At 56.6% G+C, this 15,337-nt stretch carries 14 protein-coding genes and 1 other annotated feature; of the genes, 9 read left to right on the top strand and 5 right to left on the bottom strand.

Annotated elements, in window-relative coordinates; all coding sequences use genetic code 11:
- On the bottom strand, positions 1 to 1,797 hold the full coding sequence (atzF, locus tag AFL22_RS07560; protein WP_052271124.1) for an allophanate hydrolase: 1,797 nt from the start codon (positions 1,795 to 1,797) through the stop codon (positions 1 to 3).
- Positions 1,798 to 2,065: 268 nt separating this feature from the next.
- On the opposite strand from atzF, the gene sltY reads away from it, so the two are divergent.
- Together sltY and trpR are read left to right on the top strand one after the other, a co-directional pair.
- Positions 2,066 to 3,985, top strand: a complete 1,920-nt coding sequence (gene sltY / locus AFL22_RS07555) for a murein transglycosylase (RefSeq protein ID WP_033756501.1) — start codon at positions 2,066 to 2,068, stop codon at positions 3,983 to 3,985.
- 45 nt (positions 3,986 to 4,030) lie between these two features.
- Positions 4,031 to 4,348 (top strand): trp operon repressor, encoded by a 318-nt coding sequence (gene trpR, locus AFL22_RS07550; protein ID WP_010671698.1) that lies wholly within the window; start codon positions 4,031 to 4,033, stop codon positions 4,346 to 4,348.
- On the opposite strand, the gene yjjX is transcribed toward trpR, so the two are convergent.
- Positions 4,349 to 4,867 (bottom strand): inosine/xanthosine triphosphatase, encoded by a 519-nt coding sequence (yjjX, locus tag AFL22_RS07545; RefSeq protein ID WP_010671697.1) that lies wholly within the window; start codon positions 4,865 to 4,867, stop codon positions 4,349 to 4,351.
- Between the two features lie 206 nt (positions 4,868 to 5,073).
- On the opposite strand from yjjX, the gene gpmB reads away from it, so the two are divergent.
- A complete protein-coding gene (gene gpmB / locus AFL22_RS07540) occupies positions 5,074 to 5,721 on the top strand; it encodes a 2,3-diphosphoglycerate-dependent phosphoglycerate mutase GpmB (protein WP_010253664.1) in 648 nt (215 codons plus the stop codon).
- A gap of 40 nt (positions 5,722 to 5,761) precedes the next feature.
- Here gpmB and robA read toward each other — a convergent pair whose 3' ends face one another.
- Positions 5,762 to 6,643 (bottom strand): MDR efflux pump AcrAB transcriptional activator RobA, encoded by an 882-nt coding sequence (gene robA, locus AFL22_RS07535; RefSeq protein WP_033756504.1) that lies wholly within the window; start codon positions 6,641 to 6,643, stop codon positions 5,762 to 5,764.
- 194 nt (positions 6,644 to 6,837) lie between these two features.
- Here robA and creA point away from each other — a divergent pair, with 194 nt between their 5' ends.
- On the top strand, positions 6,838 to 7,311 hold the full coding sequence (gene creA / locus AFL22_RS07530) for a protein CreA (protein WP_010253671.1): 474 nt from the start codon (positions 6,838 to 6,840) through the stop codon (positions 7,309 to 7,311).
- A gap of 71 nt (positions 7,312 to 7,382) precedes the next feature.
- Here creA and arcA read toward each other — a convergent pair whose 3' ends face one another.
- Positions 7,383 to 8,099, bottom strand: a complete 717-nt coding sequence (gene arcA, locus AFL22_RS07525; protein WP_010253677.1) for a two-component system response regulator ArcA — start codon at positions 8,097 to 8,099, stop codon at positions 7,383 to 7,385.
- A 609-nt stretch (positions 8,100 to 8,708) separates the two neighbouring features.
- On the opposite strand from arcA, the gene AFL22_RS07520 reads away from it, so the two are divergent.
- From AFL22_RS07520 to thrC, 5 genes are all read left to right on the top strand, one after another.
- Positions 8,709 to 9,413 carry a tRNA/rRNA methyltransferase gene (locus AFL22_RS07520; protein WP_033780562.1) on the top strand — a complete coding sequence of 235 codons (705 nt, stop codon included), beginning with the start codon at positions 8,709 to 8,711 and terminating at the stop codon, positions 9,411 to 9,413.
- A 188-nt stretch (positions 9,414 to 9,601) separates the two neighbouring features.
- Complete coding sequence (gene thrL / locus AFL22_RS23245; protein WP_071591720.1) at positions 9,602 to 9,670, top strand: thr operon leader peptide; 69 nt, start codon at positions 9,602 to 9,604, stop codon at positions 9,668 to 9,670.
- Positions 9,609 to 9,727, top strand: a sequence feature (Thr leader region). It overlaps the preceding gene by 62 nt.
- A gap of 26 nt (positions 9,728 to 9,753) precedes the next feature.
- Positions 9,754 to 12,216, top strand: coding sequence for a bifunctional aspartate kinase/homoserine dehydrogenase I (gene thrA, locus AFL22_RS07515; protein WP_033770943.1), 2,463 nt, complete (start codon positions 9,754 to 9,756; stop codon positions 12,214 to 12,216).
- Positions 12,217 to 12,218: 2 nt separating this feature from the next.
- Positions 12,219 to 13,148 carry a homoserine kinase gene (thrB, locus tag AFL22_RS07510; protein ID WP_010671694.1) on the top strand — a complete coding sequence of 310 codons (930 nt, stop codon included), beginning with the start codon at positions 12,219 to 12,221 and terminating at the stop codon, positions 13,146 to 13,148.
- Positions 13,149 to 13,151: 3 nt separating this feature from the next.
- Positions 13,152 to 14,435 (top strand): threonine synthase, encoded by a 1,284-nt coding sequence (gene thrC, locus AFL22_RS07505; RefSeq protein ID WP_010671693.1) that lies wholly within the window; start codon positions 13,152 to 13,154, stop codon positions 14,433 to 14,435.
- A gap of 61 nt (positions 14,436 to 14,496) precedes the next feature.
- On the opposite strand, the gene yaaA is transcribed toward thrC, so the two are convergent.
- Positions 14,497 to 15,270 (bottom strand): peroxide stress protein YaaA, encoded by a 774-nt coding sequence (yaaA, locus tag AFL22_RS07500; protein WP_022625385.1) that lies wholly within the window; start codon positions 15,268 to 15,270, stop codon positions 14,497 to 14,499.
- Positions 15,271 to 15,337 lie beyond the last annotated feature (67 nt).

Below are 15,337 nucleotides of genomic sequence, written 5' to 3'. Positions count from 1 at the left end.
TCAGTGACTCCCCTGTGATGCCAGCCAGTTGCGCCAGCCGCCCGTCTCAGTAATCTCCAGCGCGTTGTTCAGCGCCGCGCCTTCGCAGATAAAGCCTTTCACCACCCGCCCATCCGCCAGCGTCAGGCTGCCGATGCCCAGCGGTGCGGGAATCTCCGCTACAAACTCACCAAAGCGCGCCAGCGGGATATCCCACAGCTCTACGGTGATAGCGGCGCCCTGTTCGTCACGCATCAGGCCGGGTTTTTTGATCGCGCCCTCCAGCAGGGCAAACAGGCGATAGTGTGGCGCGGTTTTCGTCTCTTCCACCCAGACGGCATGGCGATCGGTGAGCTGGAAATTAAGCGGCATTCCGGTGAGATGCGCGCCCACTACCGCCAGCCGGACATGGTCGGCGGAGGCGGGCAGGCTGGTGCGCCAGGCAGGGCAGGGCTGGCCGGTCGCGCCCAGCGGCAGAGCAAGCTGCTGCTGCCAGCGAATGCCAAACTCAGCCAGCGCCCGATCGTGCCAGGCGGGCGCAATCAGCGTGATGCCTGCCGGGAGATCGTCATTGCGAAACGGTGCGGGCAGCGCCAGCGCGGCGAGGTCGGCAAGGTTGGTAAAGTTGGTATAGGTGCCGAACTGCGAGTTGAAGTGAATCGGCTCCTGCTTCATCTCCTCCAGGGTATGAATCGTGGGCGAGGTCGGCACCACCAGCGCGTCAAACTGTGCCAGCGTCTGCTGAATCTGACGCGTCAGTTCGGCCCGCAGATACTCCGCCTTATAGGCATCGACTGCGCTGTATTTCAGGCCACTGGCGATAATCTCGTGTACCACCGGATCCATCTCCGCCGGGCGATCGAGCATCCCGCCCACCGCCGCCGTGCGTTCGGCGACCCAGGCACCGTAGTAGAGCTGTTCAGCCAGCTTCCGGAACGGGGTGAAGTCGATAGGGTGCAGCGTCACGCCACCCGCCTGCAATGCCTCCAGCGCCTGGTCCCAGGCGGCTTCGGCGGCGGCATCATCAAAAAACTCCGGGTTCAAAGGTACCGCAAAATGGGGATGGACGGGCAGGCTGGCCGGGGCGGTGCGCGGATTAATGCGCGAATAGGCGTCACCGGCATCATAGCCACCCATGACGCTGGCGACGCTAAAGGCATCTTCTGCCGTCAACGCAAACACGGAAATCGTGTCGTTGAGGCGGCAGGCGGGCACCACGCCGCGTGCAGAGAACCAGCCCTTGGTCGGCTTCAGTCCGACAATATTGTTAAAGCCCGCCGGAACGCGGCCCGATCCCGCAGTATCGGTGCCCAGTGAAAAGGCGACCAGCCCGCGCGCCAGCACCGACGCGGAGCCGGAGCTGGAGCCGCCACTGACGTAATCGGCATCAAAGGTGTTACTGACCGCGCCAAACGGGGAGCGGGTGCCCACCAGGCCGGTAGCGAACTGATCGAGGTTGGTTTTGCCGATGACTATCGCGCCGGCGGCTTTCAGCCGGGCGACCGCTACCGCGTCTTCGCTGGCGGTATAGGTAAAGGCGGGGCAGGCGGCGCTGGTCGGCCAGCCCGCCACATCAATGTTGTCTTTGACGGCGAAGGGAACACCAAACAGCGGCAGCGATCCGGGATCGCGCTGATAGTGCGCCAGCAGTGGCTCAATCTGAGCCGCTAACTGCTCCGGTGTCGCCAGATAGATCCAGGCATTATCGTGTGTGTCGAGAGCCGCCAGGTGGGCGTTCAGCAGTGAGGTAATCTGTTGCGGCGCCTGCTGATAGCGCTGCTGCCAGGCGTGAAGCGTCAGGCCAAAGGTTGAAGTCATACGAAGAATTCCAGCTGGTATACAAGATGGAATTCAACAGAGCAAAGGCTGTGCCACTTTTTAACGCAATGATTCAACAGTTTAATGCGTGCAGTGATAAGATTTTCTGATGATAATTTGCACAATTACGGCGCGCACGCTGAGCGATGACGGTGCGTTTACCTTTCGTGTGCGTAAATTTTGTGAAGAACATGGCAAGAGTCCGGTGGCCTGGTTAGCATGAAGACTGTCTGGCAACTCGCCGGCCCCAGCAACAGAGGAGATTTACGTGGTGAAGTGGCGTAACTGGATAATAGGGATCTGCATGGCCGGCACGGCCAGCAGCGCATGGGCCGATTCGCTTGATCAACAACGGCAACGTTATCAACAAATTAAACAGGCCTGGGACAGCAATCAGATGGCCACCGTGGATCAGCTATTGCCCACGCTACAGGATTATCCGCTCTATCCTTATCTGCAATATCGCCTGCTGGCACAGGATCTCGATCAGGAGACCACCCTGGCGGTACAGAACTTTATTCGCCAGTATCCTACGTTGCCACCCGCGCGTTCGCTCAGCACCCGCTTTATTAATGTGCTGGCTTACCGACAGGACTGGCAGGGTGTGCTGAACTTCAGTCCGACCGAACCTAAGCCGGTGCAGGCACGCTGTAACTGGTATTACGCCAAATGGGCCACCGGTCAGCAGCAGGCCGCGTTTGACGGCGCGAAGCAGATCTGGCTGCGTGGCACGGCGCTGCCCGCGGACTGCGATAAGCTCTTTTCGGTCTGGCAGGCGTCCGGTCAGATTTCGCCAATTACGATCCTGGAGCGTATCCGGCTGGCGATGAAAGCAGGCAACGACAGCCTGGTGAGCTATCTGGCGAAAACGTTGCCAACTGACTATCAGACCATGTCTGACGCGATACAGGCCCTGCAGCAGGATCCGTTAACGGTCAGCACCTTCGCCAGCGCCGTCGGACCAACCGACTTTACCCGCCAGGCGACGATTTACGCCTTTACGCGTGTGGCGCGGCAGGACATGGAAAATGCCCGCAGCCTGATTCCGATCCTGGTCCGGGCGCAGAAGATGGGGCCGGAGGATGAGCAGGCGCTGAAGGAGATTGTGGTCTGGCGCATGATGGGCAGCGATCTCACCTCTGAGCAGGCACGCTGGCGCGATGCGGTGGTGATGAACAGCGAGTCTACCGCGCTGGTAGAACGCCGGGTACGACTGGCACTCTCTCAGCATGACCGACGCGGCCTCAATACCTGGATCGCCCGTCTGCCGCTGGAAGCCAAGGAGAAAGATGAGTGGCAGTACTGGCAGGCCGATCTGCTGTTTGAGAAAGATCGCAAAGAGGAAGCGGAAGAGATCCTGCGCAAACTGATGCAGGCGCGTGGCTTCTATCCAATGGTGGCCGCGCAGCGGCTGGGCGTTGACTACCCGTTGCAGGTGGATGAAGCGCCGAAGCCTGACAGTGCCACGGTGCAGGGACCGGAGCTGGCCCGCGTTCGCGAGCTGATGTACTGGGGACTGGATAACCTGGCGCGCAGCGAGTGGAGCAATCTGATCGGCAGCCGCACACACACGCAGCAGCAGATGCTGGCGCGCTACGCCAATGAGCAGGACTGGTGGGATCTCAGCGTGCAGGCGACCATCACGGCCAAAATGTGGGACAGCCTGAAAGAGCGTTTCCCGCTGGCGTGGCAGAGCGTCTATGAGCGCAACACCGCGGTGAAGCAGATCCCGCCGAGCTATGCGATGGCGATTTCGCGTCAGGAGAGCGCCTGGAATCCGAAAGCGCGTTCACCGGTCGGCGCCAGCGGTCTGATGCAGATTATGCCTGCCACGGCGGCGCATACCGTGAAGATGTACAACATCCCTGGCTACAGCAACACCAGCCAGCTGCTCGATCCGGAAACCAATATTCAGATCGGCACCCAGTATCTGGAATATGTCTATCAGCAGTTCAATCAGAACCGGATTTTCGCCTCGGCGGCCTACAATGCCGGGCCGGGCCGGGTGCGAAGCTGGCAGAAAACCAGTGCAGGCAATCTTGATGCCGTCGCGTTTATCGAGACCATCCCGTTCTCTGAAACGCGTGGCTATGTGAAGAATGTGCTGGCGTACGACGCCTACTATCGTCACTTCATGGGCAAGCCTGACAAGATCCTGTCAGATGCTGAGTGGAATCGCCGTTACTAGCTGTGCTAAGCTTCCGTACTCTTTAGCGAGTACGGAAGCCTCTTCATGACCCATTCTGATTCCCCCACCGATGCGCATCCGGCACAAGATAGCTGGCAACGCTTTGTCGTGCTGATGCAGCAGGCCTTTGCTGATGGTCATGCGCTGCCACTGATGCAACTGATGATGACGCCCGACGAGCGGGAAGCGTTCGGCACCCGTCTGCGGATTATCGAAGAGTTAATGAACGGCGAGATGAGCCAGCGCGAACTGAAAAATGAGCTCGGCGTTGGCATTGCGACCATTACACGAGGCTCGAACAGCCTGAAAGAGGCGCCGCCGGAGCTGAAACGCTGGCTGGAGGCGCGTCTGGGACGCGCCTGATCACTGCTGGTAAAGCGGATGGATGAACGGGCAGAGCGCCAGAATCAGTGCCTGATGATAAACACTGGAGCGGCTGAGCAGGCCGTTTGTGAACGCCCCGATAGCGCCACCCTGGTGTTTAATATTTTCGATGCCGGTTAACCGCGCCATCTCGTCGCCCAGCTCCCGCCCTTCACGCAGACCCGCCAGCACCACCGGCGGCAGGGTGAAACTGGCCGAGCGCGATTCGCCGCGCTGCTTCTGATTTTCTACCACCATCCAGGCAAACGCGCTGTCATCTTCAATGCCCGCCTCAATCGCTACCCAGAACGCCGCTTCTGGCCGGACCTGCCGGGCATTCATCACGCGCTGACGTGCGCCAGTTCGCGTTTCGAGATGGGTTAACGGTTGTGCTGCTACGCCGCTATCGACCTCGACCCCTTCAATATGGCAGGATCCCTCGCCGAAAACGTCGTTGAATGCCTGAGCAATCGCATGAATTTTCGCTGGATTGGTGGTGGCTGCGACAACATGGTACATAATTGGTTGAACCCTCAGGTGATTAAGCGCCTGGTCCATCGGGCTGTTTGATTTGTCATTCTGAACCCGGGCAGTGCTCACAATCCTCACGTACTTTCCGTACGCGCCGGTTGTTTCGCGCTCTCCGTGTGCAGACTGACTGCAACAATGACGCCTGATGGGGTAAGCTCTAAAGCGATTTTTGTCGCAGTATAACGGAAACTAACATGCTACAGGTCTATCTTGTTCGTCACGGTGAAACGGTATGGAATGCGGAGCGTCGCATTCAGGGTCAGTCCGACAGTCCGCTGACGGAAAAAGGTGAGCAGCAAGCCTGGCAGGTGGGTGAGCGCGTGAAACATCTGGGCATTACGCACATTATTGCCAGCGATCTGGGGCGAACGCGCCGCACCGCGGAGATTATTGCGGATGCCTGCGGTTGCTCAGTCACGCTTGATCCGCGGTTGCGTGAGCTGAATATGGGGGTGCTGGAGAAGCGTCCGCTGGATGGCTTAACCGCGGAAGAAGAGCAGTGGCGCGCCACGCTGGTCAACGGCACCGAAGGGGGCCGTATTCCTGAAGGGGAGTCGATGACTGAGATGGCGACGCGCATGCACGCCGCGCTGAATGCCTGTCTCGATCTTCCTGCCGGAAGCCGTCCACTGCTCGTCAGTCACGGTATGGCGCTGGGGGCGCTGGTCAGCACGATTCTCGGTCTGCCCGCCTATGCGGAACGTCGTCTGCGTCTGCGCAATTGCTCACTCTCACGTGTTGATTATCAGCAGAGCGCCTGGCTGGCAGAAGGCTGGATTGTCGAGACGGCGGGGGATATTTCCCATCTGGATGCGCCTGCACTCGACGAGCTTCAACGCTGATTTACCTGAGGCTGCCGTCGCGATGACGGCAGCCTTAACGTCAGCTGGCTACGGTCTGGCGGCGAATGGGAATCAGATATTCGCAACGGATCTCGGTCGGTGGCTCAGCGCGTTTTTTACCGCCATCGGTGTAAAAGCGTTCGATGTCCTGTCCCTGACGGCGGGTCAGCCCCAGCGTCGGCATGCAGGTGCCATAGAGCAGCAGAATAAACTCCTGCAGATTGACGCGCGGGCCGGTATAAGTGAACTGCACGTAGTCGCCCGCTTCCAGAATCACGTTCTGCCCGGAGTGCAGGTTGACCGCGCTGTCAGCAGGCACCGCCGTGGTGTAGAGAATCTCCTGCTCATCATCTTTGTCCTGGCTGGCGCGCACCTGATGCAGGCCATACAGTACCGGCGGCACCGTGTCGGTTTCCAGCAGGAACTGCTTCCAGAAATGAATACGCATTTCGTCGCGGTAGCTGGAAATCTGCTCCAGAATACAGGTGTAGTTCTGGGTTTGTCCTACCAGCACCGTCTCCGGTAAGGTGACGAAAGCCGGTTCCGGCTGCGTCTCATCATCCAGGCGAATAGGGGGACGAATACCGAATGAGTTCCAGTCTGAAGAGCGGCGATACCACGCCGGTGTCTGAGCAAACTGCTTCTTGAATGCGCGAGTAAAAGTCTGTTGTGAATCAAAACGATACTGCAGTGCGATGTCCAGAATCGGGCGGCTGGTCAGGCGCAGCGCCACGGCGGCTTTAGACAGACGACGCGCACGAATATAGGCACCTATTGCGTGTCCGGTTACGTCTTTAAACATCCTCTGTAAATGCCATTTAGAGTAACCGGCTTTCTGGGCAACATTGTCCAGTGAAAGGGGTTGATCCAGATGGCTCTCCAGCCAGACAAGCAAATCGCGAATGATACCGGCTTGGTCCATAAAACATCCTCATACTCTGGTGGTGCAGCTAAACGCATTCGAAGAATATTAGCACTCATTGCTCAAAAGACGTGGGCCGTTTTCCGGGGAAGGTTGTGCTAAATCAGTACGGGCTTCAACCCGTTTTGGTTTGGTCATTAACTCGATTAACAGTACATTACATTCTCATCTATTCCATTTGCAATGGTAACTCCATGACAATATTCCGACTTATGATCGCTGCGCTGACCACGCTGACCTTTTCCAGCCCGCTGTTTGCCGAACAGATTGGCTCTGTTGATACGGTATTCAAGATATTCGGGCCTGACCACAAGATTGTCGTTGAGGCTTTCGATGATCCGGACGTTAAAAATGTAACCTGTTATATCAGCCGGGCGAAAACCGGGGGTATTAAAGGCGGACTGGGTCTGGCAGAAGATACCTCTGATGCCGCGATTTCCTGTCAGCAGGTGGGTCCGGTCGAACTGAGTGATAAAATCGCGCAGGGCAAAGCAGAGGGTGAAGTGGTATTCCGCCAGCGCACCTCATTGATCTTCAAGAAGCTGCAGGTTGTACGCTTCTTCGACAAAAAGCGCAACGCCCTGGTCTATCTGACCTATTCCGATAAAGTGGTTGATGGCTCACCGAAAAATGCGATCAGCGCCGTGCCGATTATGCCGTGGCACTGATCATGCCGTCACACTAAGGACAAAAAAAACGCCCGCAGGGGCGTTTTTTATTTGCCGCGTCTGACAGGGGTTTAATCCTGCAGGTCACCGCAGAAGCGATAACCTTCACCATGAATGGTGGCGATGATCTCTGGCGTGTCCGGCGTTGATTCGAAATGCTTACGAATACGACGGATGGTGACATCGACAGTGCGATCGTGTGGCTTGAGGTCGCGGCCGGTCATTTTTTTCAGCAGATCGGCACGGGTCTGAATTTTACCCGGGTTTTCGCAGAAGTGCAGCATGGCGCGGAACTCACTGCGTGGCAGTTTGTAGTGCTCGCCGTTCGGGTTGATCAGTGAGCGGCTGTTGATATCCAGCTCCCAACCGTTGAACTTGTAGCTCTCTACCTGACGACGCTCTTCGCCTGGCATGGCCAGATTCATGGTGCGCGACAGCAGGTTGCGGGCACGAATAGTCAGCTCACGCGGATTAAACGGTTTGGTGATGTAGTCGTCAGCGCCAATTTCCAGACCAAGAATTTTATCGACTTCGTTGTCACGGCCGGTCAGGAACATCAGGGCGACATTGGCCTGCTCACGCAGTTCACGGGCCAGCAACAGGCCGTTTTTACCGGGCAGGTTGATGTCCATGATGACCAGGTTAACGTCATTGTCGGTCAGCACCTGATGCATTTCAGCACCATCAGTCGCCTCATACACCACATAACCTTCCGCCTCAAAAATACTCTTGAGGGTATTACGCGTGACCAGTTCGTCTTCAACGATAAGAATGTGCGGGGTCTGCATGTTTAGCTACCTAAAATTTGCCAACAAATTGAAAACAGGGCGTACAGCGGTATGGCGTTCTCCATCATCGAGAGCGGCGGGCCGCGCTGAACCGTTGTACGAAATCATATTTTGATAAGCCATCTATCAACGTCAACAACAGTATTAGCTCAGCCAGTCAGGATGAAAATTGCATGCCCCGGGCGTTAATGATAATGGCGCATATCCTAACTGTATTAACAGCAACCTAACAGCACCAACTACAACCGATAAGCATAAAAACAACGCTTCGTTGACTTATATCAAATGCAATTGTAGCACGTTAACACTTTTGTGAAAAACTTCTCGCAGATTGCCTGTTTAGCTCACAAAAAGCATCATTTTCGTTACATTTTTTACGCAGTCGGGCCAAAATAAAACCCGCCGGAAATCACATTCTATCTCGTTGAAGTTAAATGCTTTAATAATGATTTCTTTAATAAAGCTCGTTTCAGGGATAAAAAGATTCAGGCCATCACTTTTAACCAGTTTTAACATGGTTAACACACGATTTTCTTATTACCTTCTGGCGACTGAATCATTAACAGCCATGTTAATATGGCGTTATGTTAATGGACCAATGGAATAAATATGCTTTTTCCCCTGATTCTCGTCTCGCCCGCGCGGCCAGAAAATATCGGCGCTGCGGCGCGTGCCATGAAAACCATGGGATTCAGTCAGCTGCGCATCGTTGCCAGTGACGCCTGGCAGGATCCCGCAGCGCGCCGGGTGGCACATGGTGCCGGCGAAATTCTCGACAACGTTCAGACCTTTGCAACCCTGGCCGACGCGTTAGCGGACATCGATTTTTCGGTCGCGACCACCGCGCGCAGCCGGGCAAAGTTTCGTTATTACGCCACACCGGAGCAGGTTGAAACGCAATTGCTGGAGAAACGCCAGTGGGTAAACAGTATGGCGCTGGTGTTTGGCCGCGAAGATAGCGGGCTGACCAACGAGGAGCTGGAGCAGGTAGACCTGCTGACCGGCATCCCGATGGCGAATGACTATCCTTCACTCAATCTCGGACAGGCGGTGATGGTCTACTGCTATCAGCTGTCGAAGCTGAATCAGGTTGAGGCATCAAAAGCCTCTGCGGCGGATGGGCAGCAGTTGCAGGCGCTGCGTCAGCGTTTCCATCAGCTGCTGGCGCAACTGGAGGTCAGTGATGATGAGAAGCTGTCAGACTGGATTGATCAGCGGGTGGGGCTGCTGGAACAGCGCGACAGTGCGATGCTGCATCGTCTGCTGCACGATATTGAAAAAAAACTCACAGATAAATCCTCGGCAAAAAGCTGATTTTACAGCAACAGATCGCAGGGAATTTCTGCATCGCAACCGATCGAACAGCGTTTCACGCTTTCACCGGTGGCTGTGCGCAGTGGTGGAAATCTGTCCGCCGGACAAATCGGGTTGACTTAATGTGCGCTTTGCTTTACTTCTGGAAGCAAGACGGACAGACAAAAACAGACAGAAAATAAATCTAAATGCGTAAAATCAGCCTGAACACCACAATTATTACCACCACCATTACCACAGGTAACGGTGCGGGCTGACGCATACAGGAAAAACAGAAAATAAGCCCGCACCTAAACAGTGCGGGCTTTTTTTTCGGCTTAAATTCAGGAGAGTTTATATTATGCGAGTGCTGAAATTCGGCGGGACCTCGGTAGCGAATGCGGAGCGGTTTCTTCGCGTCGCTGACATTCTGGAAAGTAATGCGCAACAAGGACAGGTTGCAACCGTGCTCTCTGCGCCAGCAAAGATCACTAACCATCTGGTGGCGATGATTGAAAAAACCATCAGTGGTCAGGATGCTTTGCCGAATATCAGCGACGCCGAACGCATCTTCAGCGAGCTGTTGCAGGGACTGGCTGACGCGCAGCCGGGCTTTGAGTACGATCGACTGAAAACCCGCGTTGACCTGGAGTTTGCGCAGCTGAAGCAGGTTCTGCACGGTATCAGCCTGCTGGGGCAGTGCCCGGACAGCGTCAACGCGGCGATTATCTGCCGCGGTGAAAAACTCTCGATTGCGATCATGGAAGCGCTGCTGCAGGCGCGTGGCCATGAGGTCAGCGTGGTCGATCCGGTGGAGAAATTGCTGGCGGTCGGCCACTACCTTGAATCCACTGTTGATATCGCCGAATCAACCCGTCGCATTGAAGCGAGTCAGATTCCGCCGCAGAACATGATCCTGATGGCAGGCTTCACGGCTGGTAACGAGCGAGGCGAGCTGGTCGTACTGGGCCGTAACGGTTCTGACTATTCAGCCGCTGTGCTGGCCGCCTGTCTGCGCGCCGACTGCTGTGAAATCTGGACTGATGTGGATGGCGTCTATACCTGCGATCCGCGTCAGGTGCCGGATGCGCGCCTGCTGAAGTCGATGTCCTATCAGGAGGCGATGGAGCTCTCCTATTTCGGCGCCAAAGTACTGCATCCCCGCACCATCGCGCCCATTGCCCAGTTTCAGATCCCCTGCCTGATCAAAAACACGGCCAATCCGCAGGCACCCGGCACCCTGATTGGAGCAGAAGGCGAACAGGATGAGAACCCGGTAAAAGGCATCACCAACCTGAATAATATGGCGATGGTCAACGTCTCCGGTCCTGGCATGAAAGGGATGGTCGGGATGGCGGCCAGAGTCTTTGCGGCGATGTCGCGCACCGGCATCTCGGTGGTGTTGATCACCCAATCCTCTTCCGAATACAGCATCAGTTTCTGCGTGCCGCAGAGCGAGCTGGCGCGGGCGCGTCAGGTGCTGGAGGAGGAGTTCTACCTGGAGCTGAAAGATGGCCTGCTGGATCCGCTGGATATCATTGAAAACCTGGCGGTGATTTCAGTGGTGGGCGATGGCATGCGCACGCTGCGCGGCATTTCAGCCAAATTCTTCTCGGCGCTGGCGCGCGCCAATATCAATATCGTGGCGATTGCTCAGGGCTCCTCCGAGCGTTCAATCTCGGTGGTGGTGAACAATGATGAAGTGATCACCGGGGTTCGCGTGGTGCATCAGATGCTGTTCGCCACCGATCAGGTGATCGAAGTGTTTGTGGTCGGCGTCGGCGGCGTCGGCGGCGCGCTGCTGGATCAGTTACATCGCCAGCAGGCGTGGCTGAAGAAAAAGCATATCGACCTGCGCGTCTGCGGCATCGCTAACTCCCGTGCGCTGTTAACCCACGTCCACGGCATTGATTTAAGCAACTGGCAGGCGGCATTAGGCGAAGCGAAAGAGCCGTTCAATCTTGGTCGTCTTACCCGTCTGGTTAAAGAGTATCACCTGCTCAATCCGGTGATTGTGGATTGTACTTCCAGCCAGGCGGTCGCCGATCAGTATGCTGACTTTCTCAGCGAAGGTTTCCATGTGGTGACGCCAAACAAAAAGGCCAACACCTCCTCCTGGAATTACTATCAGCAGATGCGCGCCGCCGCTGCCAAATCGCGGCGTAAATTCCTTTATGATACCAACGTCGGAGCCGGACTGCCGGTGATCGAAAACCTGCAGAATCTGATGAACGCCGGTGATGAGCTGCTGCGCTTCTCCGGTATCCTCTCTGGCTCGCTGTCCTACATTTTCGGCCAACTGGATGACGGAATGTCACTGTCGCAGGCGACAACGATGGCGCGTGAGATGGGCTTTACCGAGCCCGATCCGCGTGACGACCTCTCCGGCACCGATGTGGCGCGTAAGCTGCTGATCCTTGCCCGTGAAGCGGGTCATCAGCTGGAGCTGAGCGACATTGAGATTGAGCCGCTGCTGCCCGCCAGCCTGACCGAAATCCAGGACATTGAGCAGTTTATGCAGCGTCTGCCTGAGCTGGATAACGCTTTTGCCGCCCGGGTTGCGCAGGCGCAGGATGAGGGCAAAGTATTGCGCTATGTTGGCGTGATTGAAGAGGGCGGCATCTGCAAAGTGAAGATCGACGCCGTTGACGGCAACGATCCACTCTATAAGGTGAAAAACGGCGAGAATGCGCTGGCGTTTTACAGCCGCTACTATCAACCGATTCCGCTGGTGCTGCGCGGATACGGTGCAGGAAATGATGTCACAGCGGCCGGTGTCTTTGCCGACCTGCTGCGGACACTGTCATGGAAGTTGGGAGTTTAATCATGGTAAAAATTTACGCACCGGCCTCGATTGGTAACGTCAGCGTCGGCTTCGATGTGCTGGGCGCGGCGGTTTCGCCGGTAGATGGCTCCCTGCTGGGTGACTGCGTCTCCGTAGAAGCGGCAGAGCAGTTTTCACTGACCAACGCCGGACGTTTTGTCAGTAAGCTGCCCGCCGATCCGAAAGAGAATATTGTTTACCAGTGCTGGCAGCGTTTCTGCCAGGAAATCGGCAAAGCGATCCCGGTGGCGATGACGCTGGAGAAGAACATGCCCATCGGCTCCGGGCTGGGTTCCAGCGCCTGCTCGGTGGTGGCCGGTTTAATGGCGATGAACGAGTTTTGCGGCAAGCCTCTCAGCGACAGTACGTTACTGACCCTGATGGGCGAGCTGGAAGGGCGAATCTCCGGCAGCGTGCACTATGATAATGTCGCCCCTTGCTTCCTCGGCGGCATTCAGCTGATGCTGCAGGAGAATGACATTATCAGCCAGGCGGTGCCGGGCTTTGATGACTGGCTGTGGGTGATGGCCTATCCGGGCATTAAAGTCTCAACCGCAGAAGCGCGCGCCATTTTACCGGCGCAGTACCGCAAAGAGGACTGCATCAGGCATGGCCGCTTGCTGGCTGGCTTCATTCACGCCTGCCATACGCGTCAGCCGCAGCTGGCAGCTAAACTTATGCAGGATGTGATTGCCGAACCTTACAGGACCCGGCTGCTGCCAGGCTTCACCGAGGCGCGGCAGGCCGCGAAAGATATTGGCGCACTGGCGTGCGGTATCTCAGGCTCTGGTCCGACACTTTTCGCCGTTTGCAATCAGATGGAAACGGCACAGCGGATGGCTGACTGGCTGAGCCAGCACTATCTGCAGAATGATGAAGGCTTCGTCCATATCTGCCGTCTCGACACGGCTGGCGCACGACAATTGGGATAACGCATGAAACTCTACAATCTTAAGGATCACAACGAGCAGGTCAGCTTCGCCCAGGCGGTGAAACAGGGTCTGGGTTCGCAGCAGGGTCTGTTCTTTCCGCTGGAACTGCCGGAGTTTGAACTGACCGACATCGACGCGATGCTGGAGATGGATTTTGTCAGCCGCAGCAGCAAAATTCTCTCGGCTTTCATTGGTGACGAGATTCCGGCCCAGCAGCTGCATGAGCGTGTTAAAGCCGCTTTTGCTTTTCCGGCCCCGGTGAAAGCCGTCAGCGAAGATATCGCCTGTCTGGAGCTGTTCCACGGCCCGACGCTGGCGTTTAAAGATTTCGGCGGCCGTTTTATGGCGCAGATGCTGTCGTATGTCTCAGGCTCAGATGAGCAGATCACCATTCTGACCGCCACCTCCGGTGATACCGGCGCGGCCGTGGCGCACGCCTTTTACGGCATGAAGAACGTGCGCGTGGTGATCCTCTATCCGCAGGGCAAAATCAGTCCGCTGCAGGAGAAACTCTTCTGTACCCTGGGCGGCAACATCGAAACCATCTCTATCGACGGCGATTTTGATGCCTGCCAGTCGCTGGTGAAACAGGCGTTTGATGACGAAGAGCTGAAGCGCGCGATTGGCCTGAACTCGGCTAACTCCATCAACATCAGCCGCCTGCTGGCGCAGATCTGCTACTACTTTGAAGCGGTCGCACAGCTGCCTCAGGAAAAACGTAATCAGCTGGTGGTGTCAGTGCCGAGCGGCAACTTTGGTGATTTGACCGCCGGTCTGCTGGCGAAATCGCTGGGCCTGCCGATCAAACGTTTTATCGCCGCCACCAACGCCAACGACACGGTGCCGCGCTTTCTGGGCAACGGCGAGTGGCAGCCAAACCAGACGGTCTCTACGCTGTCGAATGCCATGGATGTCAGCCAGCCTAATAACTGGCCGCGTGTGGAAGAGCTGTTCCGCCGTAAAACCTGGCGCTTAACCGATCTGGCCTGTGGTGCGGTCTCGGATGAGACCACGCGCGCCGCCATGCGTGAACTGGCTGAGATGGGCTACATTTCCGAGCCGCATGCCGCCATCGCCTGGCGTCTGTTGCGCGATCAGCTGCAGGAAGGGGAGTATGGTGTGTTCCTGGGAACCGCGCATCCGGCGAAATTCCGCGAAAGTGTGGAAGCGATCCTTGAACAGACCCTGACGCTGCCGCCGGAGTTAGCGGAGCGCGCCGACCTGCCGCTGCTGTCGCATCAGATGAAGGGTGATTTCGCCTCGCTGCGGGCGTTTCTGCTGAAGTAAACCTGTGAAAGGCTTCCCGGTTGCGGGAAGCCTGTTTGTGGAAAGCAGAGGGCGCGGGGTGTTACTGCTCTGCGCGCTTAAAGACCAGCTCGCTCTCGCTGCTGCTGGCTGCATCAAAACGATAGCCATCCAGATCAAACGCCTTAAGCTGTTCCGGCTTCGTCAGGCGCTGCTGAATCACATAGCGACTCATTAATCCACGCGCCTTTTTGGCATAGAAGCTAATCACTTTGTAACTGCCATTCTTCTCGTCGAGGAACACCGGCTTAATCATCTGTGCCTGCAGCGTCTTCGGCTTAACCGCCCGGAAATATTCGTCCGAGGCGAGGTTGATCAGCACCTCATCGCCCTGTTCCGCCAGCGCGGCATTCAGCGTTTCAGTGATGAGATCGCCCCAGAAGGTGTAGAGATCTTTGCCCGCCGGATTCGCCAGGCGAATGCCCATCTCCAGACGGTAAGGCTGCATTAAATCGAGTGGACGCAGTACGCCATACAGGCCTGATAACATACGCAGGTGCTGCTGAGCAAAATCGAAATCCTGATCGCTGAAGGTCTCTGCCTGTAAACCGGTGTAGACATCACCTTTGAACGCCAGGATAGCCTGACGGGCATTCTTAGGGGAAAAATCGGGCTGCCAGCTGTTAAAGCGCTCGGCATTGAGGTGCGCCAGTTTATCGCTGATGCCCATTAACGAGGCGATGCTGGCGGGTGACAGCTCGCGCGCAATTTCAATCAGCTGTTGTGACTTTTCTAACAGCGCAGGCTGGGTGAAACGCGTTGTCGCCAGCGGGCTTTCATAATCCAGCGTCTTGGCGGGAGAGATCACCATCAACATAGTTGCTTCCTCGGTTAATGCCTGGTTTAACAGGGCATTGGCTGCTTATCAGGCTTCGCAGTGTACC

The organism is Pantoea sp. CFSAN033090 (genome assembly GCF_001264395.1).
Taxonomy (GTDB): domain Bacteria; phylum Pseudomonadota; class Gammaproteobacteria; order Enterobacterales; family Enterobacteriaceae; genus Pantoea; species Pantoea agglomerans.
The sequence above is the reverse complement of the archived record's forward strand: the minus strand, read 5'-3'. Positions and strand labels throughout refer to the sequence as shown.